Origin of the sequence: Micromonospora sp. NPDC093244 (assembly GCF_040683695.1) — a bacterium.
Taxonomy (GTDB): Bacteria; Actinomycetota; Actinomycetes; order Mycobacteriales; family Micromonosporaceae; genus Micromonospora.
Genome location: NZ_JBFBEO010000006.1, coordinates 108,346 through 128,976 on the forward strand (window position 1 = coordinate 108,346; position 20,631 = coordinate 128,976).

Here is a 20,631-nt window from a genome sequence, read left to right on the forward strand (position 1 = left end):
TCTTCCGAAGCGTGGCTGAGGTGGCGTGTCAGAGGGGACCCGTCCGCTGTCTGGCCATCCCAGCCCGGCCGCGAACCCCCGCGACGCTCGACAGAGTCACCTGCCCGTACGCGTGCGACGATGCTGCTATGAACCACGGCGGCGCAGGCTTGGTTATCTGGGACGTTGACGGGACGCTCATCCCTGCGGACTTGCGCTGGCTGACGCGAGCGATCGGTCGTGCCTACGGCATCGCGGAGTCCGAGGTTGTGTTTCCTGAGAAGAGAGTGCACGGGTATACGGACGAGTCGATTGCCGTCGACACGGCGATCGCCTCGGGCGTCGACCCGTCAGCTGCGGAGGCGGGCATACCTGCCTTCCGTCGGGCCATCGTCACAGTCATGCAAGAGGGTCAGCGGGAGTTGGCCGAGATCCAAGCGCCGTATCCAGGTGCGGTGGCGAGCATCGCGGAGTTACACGACCGTGGTTTCACCCAGACCGTGCTGACTGGCAATCTACGTTCGGCCGCCGAGGTGAAGCTGCACGTGGCGGGCTTGAATGAGTTTCTCGACCTTCGCATCGGCGGATTCGGGTCGGACGCTCGAGACCGTTTCCAGCTTCCGGCAATCGTTGCCCAGCGCTACTCCGGGATCTACCGTCACCAGCTCGACCCTGCTCGAGTCGTCGTCATAGGGGATGCGCCCAACGACATCGCTTGCGCACGTCACGCTAACTTTCGTGTCGCCGTCGTCGCTCACCGAATTGGACGTCAGGAGTTGGCCTCGCACGAACCCGACCTGGTACTCGACAGTCTCGACCCAACGATGGTGGTTGCCGCCGTCAGTTCCCTGTTGAACTCGGGCAGCTCGCCGGCCACCTGTTAGGCGGCCATCTGCTCCTCCAGTTCGAGGACAGCCGGCTCGGCACGCCATCGGGCCAGTCGTTCTCGGGCTCTTTGAGCTCGAGCGATGCCTCGATGGTTTCCACCGGCTTTAAGCTGATTGTAGGTGTTGCCGAGCAGGGCGCAGCCTTGTTCAAGTTCGCCGGCCTCGGCGTAGGCGCTGGCCAAGTCTACTGCTGCGGCGAGGGCGACGTTAATGTTGCTCTGGTCGGGTTCCAGCATTTGTACTGCGTTTTCGAGCACCTCTATAGCCTGGTGGAGCTGGCCGAGAAGTAGGTGGCATGTGCCCACGTAGACATGGAGCCGGGCGTTGCTCCAGTCGCTATAGAGGCCGACACAGTCAGCTGGCGACAAATCGTTGACCGCATTTTCTGCGCGCTCCAGGGCCGCAGCAGCCTCGCGCGGAAGCCGCAGGGCGGCGTAGGCTTGGGCTTGTTCGGCGGCTATTCGAGCTCGTGCTGCGGGGTTGAGATGTGCGGAAGCGTGGGCGGCCTCGTCGAGTAGTCGCAGGCCGATCATGATGTCACCGTCTGCTTCGATCAGTGTGGCGGCTTCCGAGTGGAGGTTGCTCTCAAAGATCCGTGCCGTCGCGCTGATCCTGCGGTTGCCGAGCCGGTCGCCCAGCTGGCGGGCGGAGGCGCAGTGAGCGAGTGCGAGGGCGCGCTTGCCCTGTGCACTCCAGAGCCGGCTGGCGACGATCGAGGCCTCTGCAAGCATGGCTCCGATATCCGCACGGATGGGTGCACGGCCGGCCTTACGGTAGAGCGTCGACAAGCAATCGCGGTGCGCCTCGATAAGCCCGAGTAGCGCGCTGGGTGATACGGCCTGACGCTGCTGGGCCAGCATGCTGGTGAGGGTGGAGAAGCTGTTCCACTCACCCGTCAGGTAGTCGGTCTCAGGTGTGAACGCTAGCGCCTCCACCGTTAGGACGGACGGCGGCCGCGCAGCGATCATAGGCTGAGTAGCGGTCATGCCGCTTGACGCGTGCCGGGTGCGGGCAAGCTGGATCTGATCGTACTCTCGGGTCAGTCTGCCGCCAGTCTCCAGTAGCTCGTCGCTTCGCGTCCAGAAGTCACGCCGCACTCGTTGCCGGCCGGTCTCCACGTTGGCGATCGTGCTCCGTCCATAGTTGACACGAAGCGCAAAGGTCTCTTGTGTGTAACCAGCAGCTTTTCGGCTGCGGGCAAGCATGTGGCCAAGGCCGATCCACGCTGTGGCTACGTCTTGCGGTGGAACGCCTGACATCAGCACCTCCCGACGGTGAACGCTCGCGCGATGCGAGACGCTGTGGCGTGAGAGGACTGTAGTGCAGGTCTGTGATGCTGTTGGCTATCCAACGGCCTCTTCCCAGAATCTCCGACAAAGTTCCAACATCGCCCTGCGTTGTCTCGGAGCCGGGCATGCTTTGTGGAGTCGCAGCGCACCTGCTACGGGAACCTGGGCGCAGGAAAGCGTAACCGGCCGGCGGGCCAAGTCGCCCGCCATGCCACGCCATTCTCGTATCGTCAGCGCTCACACTGAGACATACCGACAGCTGAGTGCCCGGGTGTCGATAACTGGCTGCGTCGGTACTGGCAAGCTCCCACCTTCACCGGCCCGCACCATTGAGCAGCCCTCTGTGGCCGCGACCCGCAGTGCGAATTCTAGTAAGGCGGTGTCCGCCATACTCCAGCACATTTGGAGTCGTCGCCTGAAGAGGACTTTGTCGGCGGATTGTCGGACGTGACGAACGAACCTTACCGACATCGAGTCATTTCGCTTTTAGTCATCGTCGCCGCCGCCAACAAGTGCGGGGCCCCGACCTGGATACGTCGCGGTTAAGCCGCAACAGCGGGAACTTCATAGCGACGGATCGTTGCTTAACTTTGAGAAAGGATCAGGGATGGACGACCTAAGTCGCTACGGCTACCGGCAGGAGTTGGAGCGCCAGCTCCGGTTCCGGGATCTCCTGGCTTATGGGCTGGTGTACATGGTGCCGATCGCGCCGATGGCGATCTTCGGCAGTGTCTACGCCGGCTCGGGCGGGCTGGTGGCCCTGGGGTACGCGATCGGTGTGCTGGCGTTGGTGTTCACGGCGTTTTCGTATGCGCAAATGGTGCGGGCGTTCCCGATGTCGGGCAGCGTCTACAACTACGCGGGCCGCGGCATCAGCCCGCCGGTCGGGTTCCTCGCAGGCTGGGTGATCCTTCTCGACTACGTGCTCGTTCCGGGTCTGTTGTACCTGGTGGCGTCGGTGGCGATGCACGCCACGGTCCCGGCGATGCCGGTGTGGCTGTGGCTCCTCGGTTTCGTCGCGGTCAACACGATCGTCAACTCGGTGGGGATCCGCATGACGGCGGCCGTCACCCGGGTGATGCTCGTCGGCGAGCTGATCGTCCTGGCGGTCTTCCTGGCCGTCGCCGGATGGGCACTCGCCTCGGGTAGGGGCCGGTTCAGCTGGGACGCCTTCTACAACTCCGACACCTTCACCTGGTCACTGGTGGCGGGGGCGGTGTCCATCGCGGTCCTGTCCTTCCTCGGCTTCGACGGGATATCCATGCTGGCGGAGGAGACCAAGGGCGGCTCCCGGCAGATCGGCCGCGCCATGGCCGCCGTCCTGATCCTGGCCGGGGTGCTGTTCATCGCGCAGACGTGGCTGGCCGCGATGCTCGTCCCCGACCCCGGCGGCCTTCTTGCGGAGGGCGATCCAAACGGCACTGCCTTCTACGACGCTGCCGCCGTGGCCGGCGGGGGTTGGCTGGCGACGACGTGCGCTGTGGCCACGGCAATCGCGTGGGGGTTGCCGAACTCGATGGTCGCGCAGGTCGCCACCTCTCGGCTGCTGTACGCGATGGCCCGCGACCGACAATTGCCGGCATTTCTGGCAAAGGTGTCGATCCGGCGCAACGTGCCGATCAACGCCACGCTGCTCACCGGTGCCGTGTCCCTCGCGCTGGGCCTGTACATGGCGACCCGTTCGGATGGGATCACCCTTCTGTCGTCGCTGATCAACTTCGGGGCGATGGTCGCGTTCCTGGTCCTTCACGTCTCAGTCGTGGTGCATCACCTCATCCGGGAGCGCAGCGGTAACTGGTGGGCGCACCTGGTCATGCCCGCCGTCGGCTTCGGCATCTTGGTGTGGGTGGTGCTCAACGCCAACATCGCCGCCCAGCGCCTCGGCCTGGCCTGGCTCGCCCTCGGGATGGTCGTCCTGGCCGGCTTGTACCTGTCCGGCCGCCGGCCGGCACTGTCGGGGTTGGCGCCCGCGCAGCCGCAGGCGCGTCACGTGGAGCGGGTGTGACCGGCATGGACACGTTCACCTACCGGCCCGCCCGCGACGAGCTGGCGTACACCTTCGGCGGTCGGATGCCGGTGGCGCACGTGCGCGGGGGTGACGTGTTCACCGTCGTGACGGAGGACTGCTTCGGTGGTCTCGTGAGGGGGCCGGCGGACCTGCCGTCGCAGGTGTGCCGCATGCCGTACCTGAACCCGGTGTGCGGGCCGTTCTTCGTCGAGGACGCCGAGCCTGGCGACACCCTCGCCGTGCACCTCGCCGCCATCACCCCGGCCCGGGACTGGGGTGTGTCCTCGACGTTCCCGCACTTCGGGGCACTGACCTCCACCTCCCACACGGCCACCCTGCAAGCGCCGTTGGAGGAGCGGGTGTGGGTGTACGGCATCGACCGGCAGGCCGGGACCGTCCGGTTCGAGGCCACCCGCAGCGATCACAGCGTGGACCTGCCGCTGGACCCGATGATCGGCACGATCGGTGTCGCCCCCGACGGGTTCCAAGCCCGCTCCACACTCGTGCCCGACACCCACGGCGGAAACCTGGACACCCCGCAGCTGCGCGCCGGCACCACCCTCTTCCTAGGGGTGAATGTTCACGGGGCGATGCTGGCCCTCGGCGACGGGCACGCCCGCCAAGGCGAGGGCGAGGCCTGCGGCGTCGGCGTGGAGATCGCCACGACCACCACCCTCGCGATCGACGTCATCAAAGGCGTCAGCACGCCTTGGCCGCGGTTGGAGACCGACCGGGACGTCCTGACGATCGGCTGTGCTCGTCCGTTGGAGGACGCCTACCGCATCGCCCAGCACGACCTCGTCGGCTGGATCAGCGCCCTGACAGGCCTGGAAACCCTGGACGCCTACCAACTCGTGTCGCAGGCGGGGCGGGCGCCGATCGGCAATGTATGCGACCCCAACTACACCGTCCTCGCCGCCGTCGATAAGGCACTGGTCCCCGATGCGGGTACCGCGTATGGCGGGGCACACGAGCGGCTGCGGCGACTCACCGCCGGGCTGCGGTAGGAGCCGGCGATGACCGCGCCGATCCCGCGCCCGTCGCTGCGCGATGAACTGTTCCTCCTCGGCCACGACGACGACACCGGACACCCCCACGTGCACCGGCAGACCCTCGCCCTCGGGCTCGCGGGCGCGGTCCTGATCGACCTGTACCTGGCCGGGCGGGTGACCCTCGACCTGAACGACGACACCCGCGCGGCAGGGCACCAACGGATACACCCGCACGTCGACCGCGCGACCGGGGACCTGATCGCCGATGCCGCGGCCGCCACCATCCGTGACGCCCACCCGCTGCTGCGACGGTGGCTGCGAGGGTTCTCCGACGACCTCTACGACCGCACCCGCGCCGGCCTGTTCGCCGGCGGGATCCTGCGCCAGTACACCCGACGGCGCCTCGGCGGCCTCATGCGCGCCGACACCTACCTGCCCTCCGACAGCAAATGGGCGGTCATCGCCCGCTCCCGCCTGCGCTACCTCGCCGCCGGCCACGAGCAACCCAACGACCACACCGCCGCCCTCGCCGGCCTCGTCGCCGACCTCGGCCTCACCCACCACCTCTACCTCGACGACGACACCCCAGCCATAACCGCTCGCCTGAAGGCCATCGCCGCGCAGCACTATCAGCCGGTGCGCGACATCATCGCCGCCGTTGACGCCGCCGTCGGCGACTTGGCCACCGCCGCCTACCGCTAGCCCCGTCCGCTCACCTCGAGGAAGCCCACCGTGACCAACCAATCCCCCGTGCGACCTCCAACAGGCAAACCCCGCCCGGTGGGCCGGGGACCCATGAAGGTTATGGCCGCCGCCTGTGTGCTCGGTCTGCTCGCAGCCGCCACCGCTATCCCGACCTGGACCGGCACCGCCGGGCCCGTGCAATCCCCACCCTCGCCGCCAAGCACCGTCACGTCCCGGCCGACGGTGGCACCGTGTCCACCGCCCGCCGCCCTGACTGCGGCCCAGCTCAAGAGTCGCGCCCAACAGAAACTCGACCAGGTGCCGACGCGTCTGTCAGCGTCGTCCCCGACGCGGCAGGGCCTCAAGACGGTAGGGGCAGGGCCGTCCGGCTGTGATGCCATCCCGGGCCGGTTCGCCTACGTCCATCTACTCCAGTGGGCCACGGACACCACGATCGGAGATACCAGCGCGACCACGCGGATCGTGCTGTTCGAAGAGCAACGCTGGCGTGCCGACGACGCCTCCGGCCGCGTCATCCGCAGCCGCTACCCCGGCGGCAACCAGCCCACCGACGACAGCACCTACTACCCCGGCCAGCTGGACGGACCCATCGGACCGATCGCCGCCGACCCGACGGCACTCACCGCGCAGATCGACACCACGCAACCTCGATTCCTCGGACCCACCGCGGTCATCCGCGGCCTCGCGAGCCTGCTCGGCTGGCGCACCCCCAACCAAGCCGCCCGCACCGCGATCCTCACCGTCCTACGCGACACCCCAGGCATCACCTACCACCCATCGGTGACCGACCGGGCAGGCCGAACCGGCATCGGCATCAGCGCCACCGCCGACCACATCCGCTTCCTACTGATCCTCAACCCCACCACCGGCGAACTACTCGCCTACGAAAGAGCCGCACTCACACCGCCAGCCGACAGCGACCGAAACCGCGCCTTCGTCGACGACTACCACCTGTTCCTCGTCCACACCCACACCACGAGCGGCGACAACTCCTGACCCCGCCACAACAAACGCAAGGGAAATGCCATGGACACTGTCCCGCGCATCCGCGCCGCTCGCTGGGCAGACAAAGACCACGTCGCCGCACTCATCGCCGACGCCCTCCATCCCGGCCCTCTCGCCACATGGCTCATCCCCGACCCAAGCCCACGGCGCCGGATCCTCACCGACGTCCTCGCCATCTGGATCGAACACGCCATGTTCTACGGCGACATCTACCTCACCGACGACACCACCGCCGCCACCGTCGGCTTCCACCGATACCGACCCATCCCACCCCCCGCGAACTACCCCACCCGCCTCAACGACGCCGCAGGCCCCCACGCCGACCGCTTCGACCTACTCGACCGACTGCTCGCCAAGGAACGACCCACCGAACCCCACTACCACCTCGCGTTCCTGGCCGTACAACCCACAGCCAGACGCTCCGGCCGCGGCACAGCCTTGCTCAACCACCACCGCAGCCGACTCGACCACGTGAACCTCCTGTCCTGGACCAGCACCACCACCGACGCGGAAAAAACCCACATCCGTCACGGCTACACACCACAACCGACCATCAACCTGCCCGAAGGCCCAACCCTGAGCACCATGCGCCGAAACCCGCGCCATCACACCCCTGGCCAACCAAAGCCAGTCCCACCACAAGCCAACCAACCCGCGCCATTCCGTGCAGTTCCCTGAGCATGCGATCCGCAGGCCAACCGTCGACAGAAAGGACGACGGCTCCCCCACCTCCCATCGTGAGCAGCCAGCCCAGTGCTTTGGTGGGACCAGCGTTGGCTCCCGCAGCCGCATCGGCCGACCGGGGAACACGTTCACGATCGCCGCGCCTTGTCAGCTGCGGCCCGCCTGGTTGAAATAGTCGGCGGCGTGGTCACCATCGCTGCTGTGTGCGGCTGTCCGGCATCCCGCCCTGCAGATCAGCGAGCCCTACACCGTCGCCTGCAAACAGATCGCGGGCCACTACGTGCACCACCGGCCGATCCTGACCGGGGCCATGCATGACGGCACCGCCATCACCTACACACTCGCGGCGCTGCACGCGACCGACTACCGGGTCGACGTGGAATTCTGGGGCGGCGAGGCCGAGTCCTGCTGTCCGCCAAATCCGCCTCAGCCGGGCACGTAGCAGAGGGGAGATCCGATGCGTAGCGACTGGACCGCCCTGCCGGAGAGTGTCACGGCAGGGATCGCCGAACGGGTCGGCGGAACCTTCGACGTCACCCCGGCTTCCAGTGGCAACCACGCCGAGATCGCCTCGACGGTGACCGGACCCGCCGGGCGGATCTTCGTCAAGGCTGCCTCCGGCGAGCTGAGCGTTCGGTCGCTGCGCTACGAACTCGCGGCCACCCGCGCCATCGAACGGCACCCACCCGCGGTCCTGTGGCAGTTCGAATCCGATGGCTGGCTGGTGGTGGGGACCGAACACTTTGCCGGTCCCCACCCCGACCTGTCACCCGGCAGTAGTGACCTCGACCTGCTCCTCGCCGCGCTGAAAGCACTTCAAAAGACACCTGCGCCTGGCGAGATGTGGTTCACCCCGGCAACCCGGCTCGGGTTCGCGCACCCGGCGATGAACGGCGAGACACTTATCCACTCCGACCTCAACCCGGCCAACTTGATCGTGACGCCACTCGGCCTACGGATCGTCGACTGGGCGTGGGCAACCAAGGCCGCCGCATGGGTCGAACTCGCGCTGCTCGTCCAGTGGCTGATCGGCAGCGGCCACAGCGCCGAACAGGCAGAAGAGTGGCTAACCCAGCTTCCCGCATGGACGGCGACCGACCGTCAGGTCCTGGACCACTTCGCGTCGAAGAACGCAACAAAGTGGGCCGTCAAGTCCCGGCAGAGCGCCGCGCTCTGGGTACACGACCTCGCCTTGTGGACCGGCGAATGGGCCAACCATCGGACCTACGGCCGCCAGTCAACCCATCAGCCATAACCGGGGCCACCCTCCCGCCACGCGGCACCAGCAGCGGTCGGCCCAACCCCTCAACTAGCCAGCAGGCCCGCTCGGGACCGCACATCAGGTCACTCAACCGAACAGGTCCATGGCGGCCCGAACAGAGAAGCAGCCGCGCTGCTCCCAATCTGCTCCCAATGTAAGTAGCACATACGGCGAAGCCCGTTACCGACTCATCCGGTAACGGGCTTCTGACCTGCACAAACTGAGAGTGGGCGATGCTGGTATCGAACCAGCGACCTCTTCGGTGTGAACGAAGCGCTCTCCCACTGAGCTAATCGCCCTCAGCGCCGTTGACTCTACCCGATCGTGGATCCGGACCGGAAATCCGGGGTCAGTGCGTCGCGATGTAGTGCATGGCCTCGGCGACGACGTCGATGCCGAGGCTGTACTTGAGGGACAGCCAGACGACGGTGCCGACGAACACCAGCCCGACGGCACCGAGCACGGCTCGCACAACGAGTGACTGCCTCGTCACCCATCGCGTCCATCCCTGGACGTGTCGGCGGGTGAAGCCGAGCAGGCGGCGGGCCCAGTGGAATTCGACGGCCCAGATGCCGAGCCCGGCGATGACCAGCAGCCAGCCCGGCCCGGGTAGCGGGATGAGGGCGATGCCGATGGTCACGACGAGCGCCCCGGCGATCGCGATGAAGATCTTGAGGGCGATCCGGCCGGTGGGGTTGGCCCGGATGAGGTCGAGGGTCATCGAGATCCGCTGCCGCCAGTGGGGGCGCTGCGGCGGCTTCCCGGCGACGAGGACGCCACCGGAACGGCTGTCGCCGGACGTCGTCCGTCCGGGTCGCCCTGGCTGCTCCTTCGGCACTGCGTACCCCCGCTTTTCGGCTGCTCGGACCGCGACGTTCGGCGGGCCGGACGTCGCTGGCTCATCCACTGAGGATCGTTTCGGGACCATTTCACCCCCCAGTGTCGCCCGGGCCCGTCACTGCAACGCCCGACTGGACGTTACCGGAGTAAGTCGACGACTGAACCACCCGATGCCGGGCGGGATCACGCACTGGGCAGAACCGGAAATCCTACATGAATCCTCACATTCACGCGGCCTTTCCGTCCCCCTTCCCACCACTGGGTGAAGTCAGCGTATGGCGGAGCGTAGCCAGGAGTAGCACCTGAGTATGGGAAAAGCGGGACACGCGCGTTCCGCAGCGGTGCCGGGGGGAGAACGTCCATGAGTGTCATTCGACCGACGACCGTAGAGGTCGAGACGTCGCTAAGGCTCGTCGCACCTGACGCCACCGCCTTGCCGGTGCGTGCCAGTCTGCGCTACGACCCTGCTGACCCGTATGCGGTCCATGTCCTGTTCCATGCCGAATCGGCGGGGGGCGAGGCGGTGAGTTGGTCGTTCGCACGCGAACTGCTGGTCACCGGTCTGGACGAGCCGGCCGGCATCGGGGATGTGCGGGTCTGGCCCTGGGCCACCCCGCGCGGCGACTTCGTCGCGCTGGCCCTGTCGTCACCGGACGGCAACGCCCTCTTCGAGGTGCCGCGCAGCGTCCTGGTGCGATTCCTTCGACGGACGTACGTCGTCGTCCCGCGCGGCCGCGAGGCCGAGCACCTGGACGTCGACACGGCGGTGAACCGGCTGCTCGCCGGTCGCTGAGCACCGCCGGAAAGGGAACACCGGCCACACCGGGGCCGCGCGGATCTGCCGAGTCCGCGCGGCCCCGGCACACCAAGGGGTACGCGGACAGTCCGCCCCGGGTCGGCCGGTGCTCAGCCGCGCGTGGTGATGCCGCCGTCGACGGGGATGACGGCCCCGGTGAGGTACGCGCCGGCCCGCGACGAGAGGTAGATGGCGGTTCCGGCCATGTCCTCGGGGCGACCGATACGGCCCAGCGGCACCTGCTGTTCGATGCTGGCGCGGCTCGCCGGGTCGTTGAGCGCGAACGCCATCATCTTGCTCTCGAACGGGCCGGGCGCGATGGCGTTGACGGTGATCTGCTCGCCGGCCAACTGGTGGGCGAGGCCACGGGTGAGCATGTGCACGGCCGCCTTGGTGGCCGAGTACGCGTACACCTCCATCCACGGCACGCGGATGCCGTCGATCGACCCGATGTTGATCACGCGGGCCGGGTCGTCGGCGCTGGCGGCGGCGCGCAGCGCCGGCAGCAGCGACGTGGTGAGCCGGAAGACAGCCTTGACGTTCACCGCCCAGAGCTTGTCGAACGCGGACTCCGGGTACTCCTCAAGCGGTGCGCCCCAGGTCGCGCCGGCGTTGTTGACGAGCACGTCGAGTCGTCCGAAGCGCTCGCGTACGGCGGCGGCCAGCGCCTCGGCGCCGGCGTCGTCGCTCAGGTCGGCCGGGATGGCCTCGCAGCGGCCCTCGGCGGAGAGGTCCTTGGCGACCGCCTCGCAGACGTCCGCCTTGCGGGACGAGATAATCACGTGGGCGCCGGCCCGGACGAAGCCCTGGGCGATCATCAGACCGATCCCCCGCGAGCCGCCGGTGACCAGAACCGTCTTGCCTTCGACCGAGAACAGCTGCCTCATGCCCATCCCATCGCGAGTCGGCGGGTCCACCGGCGGTGTGGGCGGCCGGCGGGGCGCCGGGCGGACCGCGGACCGGACGGCGCTACCGCCGGGTAACGTAGCCCGGCCGCCCGGACCGGAACAAGCCCGCGGTTCCCATGACGACCATCTCGCCCGAGATGGGATGCGGTGACCTGCGGTTCGGGCTACCGTCGCAGGCGATGGTCCCCACCGATCCCTCCCCCGCGCCATCGATCGGAACGGCGTCACCCGTCCCCGACGAGATCGCCACGTTCGCGTTGGCCGACCTGGCCCGCGACCGGGTCTGGCGTCGGCCGGTGCTTGTCGAACGGGAGTTGCTGATCCTCACCACCCGCGGGCACGGCGACGCCGAGCTGGATTTCCACCTGCTGCCGTGCCGACCGGGCACGCTGCTGCGGGTCCGCGCCGGTCAGGTGCTGCGCTGTCCCGGCCCGCAGTTCGACGGCACGGTGGTCGGCTGGGACTCCGGGGCGTTGCGCGGGTTCGACGTCGACCCGGACGCCCCGGCGGCGTGGCGGCAGCTGGCCGGCGAGGACGAGGACGCGGTGATCACCGAGGTCAGCCAGTTGGCGGTGGACTGTCAACGGCACGGCGACAGTCCAGCCGGCCGGGCTCTGCTGCGCCACCAACTCGCCGTGCTGCTACTGCGGTTGACCCTGCCCGACGCCGACCACGCGCCGCTCCGGCCCGAGGTGGAGACGTTCCGCAGGTTCCGCCGCGAGGTGGAGACGTTCCGCAGGTTCCGCCGCGAGGTGGAGCACAGCTACCAGCTCACCCGGCGGGTGGAGGACTACTCCGCCGCGCTCGGCTGCTCGGTGCGGACCCTCACCCGGGCCTGCCTGGCCGTCACCGGTAACAGCGCGAAGCAGGTCATCGACGAACGGGTCGCGTTGCAGGCCGCCCGCCTGCTCGCCGCGACGGACGAGCCGATCGCCCAGATCGGCAGGCAACTCGGGTTCTCCGAGCCCACCAACTTCGGTCGGTTCTTCACCCGGGAGGTGGGGATCAGCCCCGGCGCGTTCCGTGCCGCGCGGGACCATCCGCCCACCGGCCGGGTGGTCCGCCCCCGACCGCCGGCCGAGGGCGCCGGCGTCAACGCGGGACGTTTCCGCCTCGGTGGCACCGGCGAACCGGCCAACGGCGGCCACAGCACCCGAACCGGGTCGCCCACCGGCCCGGGTGGCGGCACCGGCCGGGCATGATGGCAGGGTGCAGATCTCCGCGCGCGGCGACTACGCGGTACGGGCGGCGCTGAGCCTCGCCACCGCGTACCCCTCACTGCTGTCCACCCAGGCCATCGCCGCCGAGCAGGACATGCCCCGCAAGTTCCTGGAGGCCGTCCTGGCGGACCTGCGCCGCGCCGGCATCGTGCGCGCCCAGCGCGGCGCCGAGGGCGGCTACACCCTCGCGCGTCCGCCGCGCGAGGTGACAGTCGGCGCGGTGCTGCGCGCCGTCGAGGGCCCCCTCGCGGGAGTACGCGGGCTGCGCCCCGAGGAGACTCGGTACGAGGGGTCGGCGGAGAACCTGCCAGGCCTGTGGGTGGCGGTGCGCGCCGCCGTACGGCGGGTGGTCGACGAGGTGAGCCTCGCCGAGATCGTCAGCGGCCGGCTGCCCGCCCACGTGCGCAAACTCACCGCCCTGCCCGACGCCTGGGAACCACGCTGACTCCAGCGGCCGTCCTCAGCGGCCGAAGAGCTTGCCCAGCCAGGTGAGCTGTTCGACCTGCTGGTGCGCCGTACCACCCTCGTGGTCGTTGAACTCGTACACGCGCACCTCCTTGTCACCGCCGTACCTGTGGTAGGCGGCGAAGCAGGTCGAGGGCGGGCAGGTCCGGTCCATCATGGCGATGGAGAACAGCGCGGGCGCGGTGGCGCGGGGCGCGAGCACTGCGGCGTCGACGTACGACAGGGTGCGGAACACCTGGCCGGCCCGGTCGCGGTACAGGGCGAGGTATTCGGTGATCTCGCCGTACGGGCCCGCCCCGGCGACCTGGACGCCGCGCCGGAAGTCGCAGAGGAAGGGCACGTCCGGCATGGCCGCCGCCACGCCGGGGACCAGCGCTGCCACCGCCAGCGAGAGGCCGCCGCCCTGACTGATGCCGGTGACGGCGACCCGGTCGGCGTCGATGGCGGGATGGTCACCGGCGGCCTGGGCGAACCGGACCGCGTCGGTGATCAGCCTGCGGTAGTAGAAGTCGTCAGGGCTGGTGACGCCCCGGGTCAGGAAGCCCGGGACGGTTCCCGCCGGATACCGGTCCGGGTCGGCGGTGGCACCGGGTGCGGCGCTCCAGCCCTGCCCCCGGGTATCCATGATCAGGTGAGCGAACCCCGCCGCGGCCCAGAACAGCTTCTCGTGGGGCAGGCCACGGCCCCGGCCGTACCCGAGGTACTCGACGACGCACGGCAACGGTCCGGTGGCGTCCGCCGGCAGGTGCAGCCAGCCGTGCACGGGCTCGCCGCCGTAGCCGGCGACGGTGACCGCGTGGGTGCGGATCTGGGTCAGGCCCGTCTCGACGGGCTCGTACGTCGCCGCCGCGGGTTCGTCGGCGCGAAGCGTCCGCTCCCAGAAGGCGTCCAGGTCCTCCGGAACAGCCAGTTCGGGTCGGTACGCCCAACACTCGGCGAGGGTGAGATCGCTCAGAGCCACAGCACGGCCTCCGTGACAGCAGGGTTGTCGGTTGGTGTGGGGGGTGCCCTACCGGGCGTTGGCCATCGCCGAGGCGAACCAGCCGGTGATGGTGGTGGGGTGGGTGATCGCCGTACCCACGACCACCGACCACGCCCCGGCCCGCAGCGCCTGCGCCGCCTGGACCGGGGTGTGGATCCGGCCCTCCGCGATCACCGGCACGTCGACGGTGGCGGCGAGGCGGGCGACCAGGTCCAGGTCGGGTCCGGGCTGCTTGGTGGTGTACGCGGTGTAGCCGGCCAGGGTGGTGCCGACCAGGTCGGCGCCCGCCGCGGCGGCGGCGATCCCCTCGGCGAGGGTGGAGCAGTCCGCCATCACCAGCGCCCCGGTCAACTGGTGGACGGCGGCGATTGTCTCGCGCAGGCTTCGACCGTCCGGCCGGGGCCGCGCGGTGGCGTCGAGCGCGACGACGTGGGCGCCGGCCCGGGCCACCGACAGCGCGTGCTCAAGCGTGGGGGTGATGAAGACGTCGTCGTCCCCGTCCTTCCACAGCCCGATCAGCGGCAGGTCGACCGCCTCCCGGATGGCCGCGATGTCGGCCAGACCCTGGGCGCGGATGCCTGCGGCTCCGCCCTTGGCGGCGGCGAGGGCCACCCGTCGCATCGTGTCCGGGGTGCGCATCGGCTCACCCGGGTACGCCTGGCAGGAGACGACCAGACGGTGGCGGAGCCCTTCGATCAACGGGTTCATGAGATGCCCTTCCAGGCGAGTGTGGCGGCGCCGAGAAGTGGGGCGTCCGAGCCGAGAGTGGAGGCCAGCACGGGCACGTCGTCCAGGCTGGGCAGTGTCTCCCGGCGCACGGCGTCCCGCAGCGCCTGCCACCAGAGGTCGCCGAGGCCGGCGACCCCGCCGCCGATCACGACGGCACCGGGGTCGAGCATGTTGACAAGTCCGCCGACCGCCGAGCCGACGGCGGCCCCGCCCAGCAGGATCACCTCCCGGGCCGTGTCGTCGCCGTCCGCCGCCCGGGCGGCCACCGACCGCAGGTCGTCGACCCGCCGGCCGGTACGCCGCACGTACTCCTCGGTGAGGCCGGGCCCGGAGGCGATCGCCTCCAGGTGACCCTGCCCGCCGCAGGTGCAGGGCAACTGCCCGGCGTACGGCGAGGGTTGGTGGCCGGCGTGGCCGGCCGTCGAGTGGGCGCCGGTGAGTACGGCGCCGTCGATGACGAACGAGGCGCCGATGCCGGTGCCTACCGCGATGAAGAGCGTCGTCCCGTAGCCGGCCGCGACGCCGTGCCGCGCCTCACCGAGGGCGTGCGCGTGCACGTCGTTGATGACCCACACGGGTACGCCCAGCTGCTCCCGCAGTCGTCCACTGAGGTCCGTGCCGGCCCAACCGGCGAGGGCGTCGGTGGCCGAGAGCACCCGGCCCGTCAGGTGGTCGATCACGCCGGCGCTGCCGACGCCGAGGGCGCCGACGGGTGCCCCCGTCACCCTCGCCCGCAGACGATCGACGAGATCCGCGGCGGTGTCGAGGATGGCGGTCGCCCCGGCGCGACCGGGGGTCGCGGCGGTGAGCCGGTCGACGACCTCGCCGTCGCGCGTCACGATGGCGGCAGCCGTCTTGGTGCCCCCGATGTCGAGCGCGGCGACGACCGGGGGCGTGCGTACCGTGGGCATGGCTAGACGAGCCCCGCCAGTTCCAGGTGGCCCCGCACCCGCGCCGTCTCGTCGGCGTCGAGCGGTCGCAGGGGCAACGACACGGCGTTGCTGTCGATGACACCGAGCAGGGTCAGGGCCGTCTTGAACGCGCCCACGCCCCGGGTGGCCCCGGCCGCCGTCGCCGGATCGGCCGCGTCGACGATCCGGAACAGCCGGGTCAGGCGGTCCTGCTCCGCGCGGGCGGCATTCCAGTCGCCGCCGACGCAGGCCCGGTGCAGGCGCACGTAACCCTCCGGGTCCACGTTGCCCAGTCCGGGGACCGAACCGGAGGCGCCGGCGAGCATCATCCCGTCGACCACCACCTCGTGGCCGGTCAACAGGCTGAAGCCGGAGTCCGGCGCACGGTCCGCGATCGCCAGCACCAACTGGCGGAAGGAGACGTCGTCGCCGCTGGAGTCCTTGACGCCGGCGAGGACGCCGTCCGCGGCGAGCCGGCTCAGCAGATCCGGGGAGAGCTTGGTGTGCACGCAGACCGGGATGTCGTACGCGAGCAGGGGCAGCTCGACCGACGCGGCGAGCGACCTGAAGTGCCGCTCGACCTCGTGCGGGCCGACGATGGCGTAGAAGGGAGCGGTGGCCACCAGGCCGTCCGCGCCCAGACGCGTCGACGCCTCGGCCCGGTCCAGGACGCGGCGGGTGGTCGGCTCGATGCAGCCGGCGATGACCGGTACGGCGCCACCGACGGTCTTCACCACGGTCTCCAGGGCCTGGTCCCGCTGGCTGTCGGTGAGGAACACGGTCTCACCGGAGCTGCCGAGGGCGAAGATGCCATCGACGCCTGCGGCGAGCATCCGCTCGACGAGCCGCTCCAGGGAGGCGACGTCGACCGCACCCTCCTCGGTCAGGGGGGTGACGACCGGCGGCACGACTCCGGCGAACCGCGGGGCAGGGGTGGTCACGCTGTCTCCTCGACATGTAGGGGGGTGGTACGGCCGGTCGACGCTCTGGCGAGCTCGACCAGCTCCGCGTTGCTGGAACCAGCGGGTACGGGGTGGTAGCACCGGAACTCGTGGGAGCCGGCGCCGCCGTCGCCCGACCGGACCGGCGGCATCTCGATGGCGCAGCCGTCGGTCGCCTTCCAGCACCGGGTCCGGAACGGGCATCCGGTCGGCGGCTTCGTGGCGAGCGGGACTGGGCCGACGAGCGGGATGGGATCCAGGGGCGAGAGCAGACCCGGCGTGGCGGAGAAGAGCGCCCGCGTGTACGGGTGCTGCGCGACCTCGGGGAGGCCGGCGGCGGGTGTCTGCTCCACGATCCGGCCGAGGTACATGGTGACCACGCGGTCACTGATCCGCTTGACCGTCTGGATGTCGTGCGAGACGAAGACCATGGCCAGGTTCAGCCGCTCCTTGAGGTCCAGGAGCAGGTTGAGGATCTGCGCCCGTACCGACACGTCGAGGGCGCTCGTGGGCTCGTCGGCGATGACCAGGCCCGGCTCCAGGGCCAGGGCACGCGCGATCGACACCCGCTGGCGTTGGCCGCCGGAGAGCTGGCTCGGCAGAACGTCGGCGACCGACCGGGGCAGGCCCACCAGGTTCATGAGCTCGGAGACCCGCTCCTCACGCTCCCGGCGGGTGCCGCGACGGTGCACGTCGAGCGGGTCGCGCAGGATGTCCCGGACTGGCATGCGCCGATTCAGCGAGGTGGCCGGATCCTGGAAGATCATGCCGACGCCGGCACCGATGTGCAGCCGGCGTTCCGCCGCGTTCATCGACCAGACGTCCTTGCCGGCGAAGGCGACGGTGCCGCTCGTCGGCCGTTGCAGACCCACGAGCACCTTGGCCATCGTGGACTTGCCGCAGCCGGACTCGCCGACGACACCGATTGTCTCGCCGGCGCGAACTGTCAGGTCCGCGCCGGTGAGGGCGTACACCCGCTCGCGGCTGAACAGGCCGCCCCCGCGGGTGCGGTGGACCACGTGCACGTCGCGCAGCTCGACGATCGACTGGTGTGGGACTGACGCGCTCATCGGGCCAGCTCCTCTTCCCTGACGGTGACGGCCGGGTGGTGGCAGGCGTACCGGTGGGCGGCGACGCCCTCCAGGCGGGGCGTCTCCTCCCGGCAGATCTCGGTGGCCATGGGGCAGCGGTCGGCGAACCGGCAGCCCGCCGGGAAGTCGGCGGGCGACGGCACCACTCCGCGGATCTGGGTGAGCCGCTCCGCGCCGGCCTCGAGGGAGAGCACGGAACCGAGGAGGCCACGGGCGTAGTGGTGCGCCGGCGCCCCGACCACGTCGGCGGTGACACCGCTCTCGACGATCTGCCCGCCGTACATCACCACGACGCGGTCCGCGACGTCGCTGACCAGCGCCAGGTCGTGACTGACCAGGATCAGCGCGAAGCCCAACTGGCCGCGCAGCCGCAGCAGCAACTCCATGACCTGCGCCTGGACCGTGACGTCGAGCGCGGTGGTCGGCTCGTCGGCGATGATCAGGCGCGGGTCCCGGGACAGGGCCATCGCGATCACCACGCGCTGCCGCTGCCCGCCGGAGAGCTCGTGCGGGTACGCGGACAGGGTGCGCTGCGCGTCCAGGCCCACGAGTTCCATCAGCTCCTCGGCGGACCGGGTGCCGCCACGGCTGATCATCTGGGCGAGCTGGGGACCGATGCGCAGTGAGGGGTTCAGGGCCGACAGGGCGTCCTGGTAGATCATCGCGATCTCGCGCCCCATCAGGGCACGGCGCCGCTTCGTGCTCATCGTGAGCAGGTCGCTGCCCGCGAAGCGGACCTCGCCGCGTACCCGGGCGCCCTGCGGGAGCAGACCCATCACGGCGAGCGACGTCAGGGACTTGCCGGAGCCGGACTCCCCCACCAGGCCCAGGACCTCGCCGGGGCGGACGTCGAAGGTCAGGTCGTCGACGATGTCCACGCCCCGGTGACGCCCCTCGAACCCGATCGACAGGTTCCGGACCTCCAGGACGGGCTCACCCTGCGGGAGCGGACGGGCCCGTTCGCGCAGTCGCTGCGCCGCCTCGGGCAGGCCGGGCAGCTGCACCACCTCACCGGAGCCGGGCTGCGCCTCCTCCTGCGCGTCGCCGGCCTTCGTGGTGGTGGCCCGCCGCGCCGCCGGGGCGGCCCAGGCGTCGGACATGCCCTCGGAGAGCACGTTCAGGGCGAGCACCGTCAACAGGATCAGCAGGCCGGGGAAGAACGTGGCCCACCAGCCACCGATCTGGACCATCTCCTTGCCGAAGGCGATGACCGACCCCCACGAGGAGGCGGCCTCCTGGGGCGCCAGCCCGCCGCCGATGAAGGAGAGGGACGCCTCGAACACGATCGAGTCGGCCACCATGACGGTGGTGAACACGAGGATCGGCGCGGCGCAGTTGCGCAGGATGTGCCGCCAGAGGATGTGCGGTCGTCGGGCGCCGATGATCCTCTCGGCGGCGACGTAGTCCTCCCGGTACTGCGACAGCACGTTGGCGCGCACGATACGGGCGATCTGGGGAACGAAGACGAAACCGATAGCGACGACGAGAACGAGAAGGCTGTTCTTGCCGAACGAGATGATCAGCAGGGCGGAGAGGACGATGGCGGGGAATGCCATGACGACGTCGAGGCACCGCATCACCACCTCGTCGACCGCCGGCCGGCTGGTTCCGGCAAGCGCGCCCAGGATCGCGCCGACCACCAGGGCGATGCCGGCGGCGCCGAAGCCCACGATCAACGAGCGTCGGGTGCCGGCGACCAGCCGCGAGAACACGTCGCGGCCGAGCTTGTCCAGGCCGAACCAGTAGTCGCCGTTCGGGCCGGTCAGCGCGGGGCCGAGCCCGGCCTGCGCGGGGTCGTGCCGCAGGAGCAGCGGCGCGAAGATGCCCACCACGACGATGAGCAGGACGAAGCTCAGTGCGATCCGGGCCGTGAGGCCGAGCCGTTTGAAGGCGATGCCGGGAGCCGACAGCCGGGCGGTGAGTGTTCGACGCATCAGTGGGCTCCGCGCAGTCGAGGGTTGGCGAAGAGGTAGAGGATGTCGACCACCAGGTTCACGAAGACGAAGCAGATGGCGATCGTCAGCACGGTCCCCTGCGCGAGCGCGGTGTCGTTCTGCTGCACCGCGCTCATGATCTGGGTGCCCATGCCGGGCAGCGAGAAGATGGCCTCGATGACGACGGTGCCGCCCAGCAGGTAACCGATCCGCAGGCCCAGCACGGTGAGCGGGTTGACAAGCGCGTTGCGCAGCACGTTGCGTCCGATCACCACGCGGGGTGGCAGTCCAGCGCCGATCGCCGTGCGCACGTAGTCCTTGTCGAGTTCCTCGACCATCGACGTCCGAACGATTCTGGCAAGTGAGCAGCCGACCGGCACGGCGAGAGCAAGCGCGGGCATGGCGAGGGACTGGAGCCAGAGGGAGAACGAGTCACCGGGGTTGACGTATCCGCCGGTCGGGAAGACGGGGCGGCGGACCGACAGCTCCTGGATCAGCAGCAGGGCCAGCCAGAACGACGGCATGGCGATACCGGCCATCGAGACGAACCGGATGATCTGGTCGGGCCAGCGGTCGCGGTACAGCGCGGCGGGGATGCCGAGGCCCAGTGCGATGACCAACGCGCCGACGATCCCGAGGGCCGTCAGCTGGATCGTCAGGGGCAGCGCGGTGGCGATCTTGTCGGCGACCGGGACGGACGGCGGGAAGGTCACGCCGAGATCGCCCCGGAGCAGGTCACCAAGGAAGTGCAGGTACCGCAGGGGCAGCGGGTCGTCCAGACCGTTGGCGGCCTTGAACGCGGCCACCTGCGCGGGGGTCGCCTGATCGCCGAGGACGGACAGCGCGGGGTCGATCGGGGAGAACTGCATGATCACGAAGACGAAGATCGTGATGCCCAGCACCAGGGGTATCAGTGTCAGGAGTCGTCGCGCGACCAGACTCAGAACGCTCAGCATGGTGTCTTTCTCTCGTCGAGGGCCGCCGGGGCGTCCCGCCCAGCCCGA

General features: G+C 69.7%; 20 protein-coding genes and 1 tRNA gene. 10 read left to right on the forward strand and 11 right to left on the reverse strand.

Annotated features, from left to right (window positions below; genetic code table 11):
• Positions 1-128 precede the first annotated feature (128 nt).
• Positions 129-863, forward strand: coding sequence for a haloacid dehalogenase-like hydrolase (locus AB0N27_RS25235; RefSeq protein WP_364374576.1), 735 nt, complete (start codon positions 129-131; stop codon positions 861-863).
• Here the strand turns inward: AB0N27_RS25235 and AB0N27_RS25240 are convergent.
• Positions 860-2,125 carry a helix-turn-helix transcriptional regulator gene (locus AB0N27_RS25240; protein WP_364375001.1) on the reverse strand — a complete coding sequence of 422 codons (1,266 nt, stop codon included), beginning with the start codon at positions 2,123-2,125 and terminating at the stop codon, positions 860-862. The genes AB0N27_RS25235 and AB0N27_RS25240 overlap by 4 nt on opposite strands.
• A gap of 637 nt (positions 2,126-2,762) precedes the next feature.
• Between AB0N27_RS25240 and AB0N27_RS25245 the strand changes: the two genes are divergently transcribed.
• From AB0N27_RS25245 to AB0N27_RS25270, 6 genes are all read left to right on the forward strand, one after another.
• Complete coding sequence (locus AB0N27_RS25245) at positions 2,763-4,160, forward strand: APC family permease (RefSeq protein ID WP_364374579.1); 1,398 nt, start codon at positions 2,763-2,765, stop codon at positions 4,158-4,160.
• Complete coding sequence (locus AB0N27_RS25250; RefSeq protein WP_364374582.1) at positions 4,157-5,170, forward strand: acetamidase/formamidase family protein; 1,014 nt, start codon at positions 4,157-4,159, stop codon at positions 5,168-5,170. The genes AB0N27_RS25245 and AB0N27_RS25250 overlap by 4 nt, the downstream gene beginning before the upstream one ends.
• A 9-nt stretch (positions 5,171-5,179) precedes the next feature.
• Positions 5,180-5,857, forward strand: a complete 678-nt coding sequence (locus AB0N27_RS25255; protein WP_364374585.1) for a GPP34 family phosphoprotein — start codon at positions 5,180-5,182, stop codon at positions 5,855-5,857.
• A gap of 465 nt (positions 5,858-6,322) precedes the next feature.
• Positions 6,323-6,856, forward strand: coding sequence for a hypothetical protein (locus AB0N27_RS25260; protein ID WP_364374588.1), 534 nt, complete (start codon positions 6,323-6,325; stop codon positions 6,854-6,856).
• 30 nt (positions 6,857-6,886) lie between these two features.
• Entirely contained in the window at positions 6,887-7,543 is a 657-nt protein-coding gene (locus AB0N27_RS25265; protein WP_364374591.1) for a GNAT family N-acetyltransferase, read from the forward strand.
• A gap of 463 nt (positions 7,544-8,006) precedes the next feature.
• Positions 8,007-8,804, forward strand: coding sequence for an aminoglycoside phosphotransferase (locus AB0N27_RS25270; protein WP_364374594.1), 798 nt, complete (start codon positions 8,007-8,009; stop codon positions 8,802-8,804).
• Between the two features lie 233 nt (positions 8,805-9,037).
• Here AB0N27_RS25270 and AB0N27_RS25275 read toward each other — a convergent pair.
• Together AB0N27_RS25275 and AB0N27_RS25280 are read right to left on the reverse strand one after the other, a co-directional pair.
• Positions 9,038-9,109 (reverse strand) — tRNA-Val (locus AB0N27_RS25275).
• A 50-nt stretch (positions 9,110-9,159) separates the two neighbouring features.
• A complete protein-coding gene (locus tag AB0N27_RS25280) occupies positions 9,160-9,738 on the reverse strand; it encodes a TIGR02611 family protein (RefSeq protein WP_364374596.1) in 579 nt (192 codons plus the stop codon).
• A gap of 273 nt (positions 9,739-10,011) precedes the next feature.
• Here AB0N27_RS25280 and AB0N27_RS25285 point away from each other — a divergent pair, with 273 nt between their 5' ends.
• On the forward strand, positions 10,012-10,443 hold the full coding sequence (locus AB0N27_RS25285; RefSeq protein ID WP_007457244.1) for an SsgA family sporulation/cell division regulator: 432 nt from the start codon (positions 10,012-10,014) through the stop codon (positions 10,441-10,443).
• 113 nt (positions 10,444-10,556) lie between these two features.
• Here AB0N27_RS25285 and AB0N27_RS25290 read toward each other — a convergent pair whose 3' ends face one another.
• A complete protein-coding gene (locus tag AB0N27_RS25290; protein ID WP_364374600.1) occupies positions 10,557-11,333 on the reverse strand; it encodes a glucose 1-dehydrogenase in 777 nt (258 codons plus the stop codon).
• A gap of 200 nt (positions 11,334-11,533) precedes the next feature.
• Between AB0N27_RS25290 and AB0N27_RS25295 the strand changes: the two genes are divergently transcribed.
• A complete protein-coding gene (locus tag AB0N27_RS25295; protein ID WP_364375004.1) occupies positions 11,534-12,556 on the forward strand; it encodes an AraC family transcriptional regulator in 1,023 nt (340 codons plus the stop codon).
• Between the two features lie 7 nt (positions 12,557-12,563).
• Positions 12,564-13,019, forward strand: coding sequence for an Rrf2 family transcriptional regulator (locus AB0N27_RS25300; protein WP_030333674.1), 456 nt, complete (start codon positions 12,564-12,566; stop codon positions 13,017-13,019).
• Between the two features lie 15 nt (positions 13,020-13,034).
• On the opposite strand, the gene AB0N27_RS25305 is transcribed toward AB0N27_RS25300, so the two are convergent.
• From AB0N27_RS25305 to AB0N27_RS25335, 7 genes are read right to left on the reverse strand one after another with little or no spacing between them, the layout of a single operon-like run.
• Positions 13,035-14,000: an acetylxylan esterase gene (locus AB0N27_RS25305; protein ID WP_364374604.1), complete on the reverse strand. Its 966-nt coding sequence runs from the start codon at positions 13,998-14,000 to the stop codon at positions 13,035-13,037.
• 48 nt (positions 14,001-14,048) lie between these two features.
• A complete protein-coding gene (locus tag AB0N27_RS25310) occupies positions 14,049-14,729 on the reverse strand; it encodes an N-acetylmannosamine-6-phosphate 2-epimerase (protein ID WP_364374607.1) in 681 nt (226 codons plus the stop codon).
• Positions 14,726-15,661 carry an ROK family protein gene (locus tag AB0N27_RS25315; protein WP_364374610.1) on the reverse strand — a complete coding sequence of 312 codons (936 nt, stop codon included), beginning with the start codon at positions 15,659-15,661 and terminating at the stop codon, positions 14,726-14,728. Before AB0N27_RS25315 ends, AB0N27_RS25310 begins: the two co-directional genes overlap by 4 nt.
• Before the next feature lie 2 nt (positions 15,662-15,663).
• Positions 15,664-16,602, reverse strand: a complete 939-nt coding sequence (locus tag AB0N27_RS25320) for a dihydrodipicolinate synthase family protein (RefSeq protein ID WP_364374613.1) — start codon at positions 16,600-16,602, stop codon at positions 15,664-15,666.
• Positions 16,599-17,672 (reverse strand): ABC transporter ATP-binding protein, encoded by a 1,074-nt coding sequence (locus tag AB0N27_RS25325; protein ID WP_364374616.1) that lies wholly within the window; start codon positions 17,670-17,672, stop codon positions 16,599-16,601. Before AB0N27_RS25325 ends, AB0N27_RS25320 begins: the two co-directional genes overlap by 4 nt.
• Entirely contained in the window at positions 17,669-19,627 is a 1,959-nt protein-coding gene (locus tag AB0N27_RS25330) for a dipeptide/oligopeptide/nickel ABC transporter permease/ATP-binding protein (protein WP_364374619.1), read from the reverse strand. The genes AB0N27_RS25325 and AB0N27_RS25330 overlap by 4 nt, the downstream gene beginning before the upstream one ends.
• Complete coding sequence (locus AB0N27_RS25335) at positions 19,627-20,583, reverse strand: ABC transporter permease (RefSeq protein WP_364374622.1); 957 nt, start codon at positions 20,581-20,583, stop codon at positions 19,627-19,629. Before AB0N27_RS25335 ends, AB0N27_RS25330 begins: the two co-directional genes overlap by 1 nt.
• Positions 20,584-20,631 lie beyond the last annotated feature (48 nt).

Excerpts from the sequence above, each read along its gene's own strand:
- AB0N27_RS25280 (WP_364374596.1), bottom strand. The coding sequence starts at position 9,738 with ATGGTCCCGAAACGATCCTCAGTGGATGAGCCAGCGACGTCCGGCCCG.
- AB0N27_RS25245 (WP_364374579.1), top strand. The coding sequence starts at position 2,763 with ATGGACGACCTAAGTCGCTACGGCTACCGGCAGGAGTTGGAGCGCCAG.
- AB0N27_RS25240 (WP_364375001.1), bottom strand. The coding sequence starts at position 2,125 with ATGTCAGGCGTTCCACCGCAAGACGTAGCCACAGCGTGGATCGGCCTT.
- AB0N27_RS25325 (WP_364374616.1), bottom strand. The coding sequence starts at position 17,672 with ATGAGCGCGTCAGTCCCACACCAGTCGATCGTCGAGCTGCGCGACGTG.
- AB0N27_RS25235 (WP_364374576.1), top strand. The coding sequence starts at position 129 with ATGAACCACGGCGGCGCAGGCTTGGTTATCTGGGACGTTGACGGGACG.
- AB0N27_RS25295 (WP_364375004.1), top strand. The coding sequence starts at position 11,534 with ATGGTCCCCACCGATCCCTCCCCCGCGCCATCGATCGGAACGGCGTCA.
- AB0N27_RS25255 (WP_364374585.1), top strand. The coding sequence starts at position 5,180 with ATGACCGCGCCGATCCCGCGCCCGTCGCTGCGCGATGAACTGTTCCTC.
- AB0N27_RS25315 (WP_364374610.1), bottom strand. The coding sequence starts at position 15,661 with ATGCCCACGGTACGCACGCCCCCGGTCGTCGCCGCGCTCGACATCGGG.
- AB0N27_RS25265 (WP_364374591.1), top strand. The coding sequence starts at position 6,887 with ATGGACACTGTCCCGCGCATCCGCGCCGCTCGCTGGGCAGACAAAGAC.
- AB0N27_RS25270 (WP_364374594.1), top strand. The coding sequence starts at position 8,007 with ATGCGTAGCGACTGGACCGCCCTGCCGGAGAGTGTCACGGCAGGGATC.
- AB0N27_RS25290 (WP_364374600.1), bottom strand. The coding sequence starts at position 11,333 with ATGAGGCAGCTGTTCTCGGTCGAAGGCAAGACGGTTCTGGTCACCGGC.
- AB0N27_RS25310 (WP_364374607.1), bottom strand. The coding sequence starts at position 14,729 with ATGAACCCGTTGATCGAAGGGCTCCGCCACCGTCTGGTCGTCTCCTGC.
- AB0N27_RS25330 (WP_364374619.1), bottom strand. The coding sequence starts at position 19,627 with ATGCGTCGAACACTCACCGCCCGGCTGTCGGCTCCCGGCATCGCCTTC.
- AB0N27_RS25335 (WP_364374622.1), bottom strand. The coding sequence starts at position 20,583 with ATGCTGAGCGTTCTGAGTCTGGTCGCGCGACGACTCCTGACACTGATA.
- AB0N27_RS25285 (WP_007457244.1), top strand. The coding sequence starts at position 10,012 with ATGAGTGTCATTCGACCGACGACCGTAGAGGTCGAGACGTCGCTAAGG.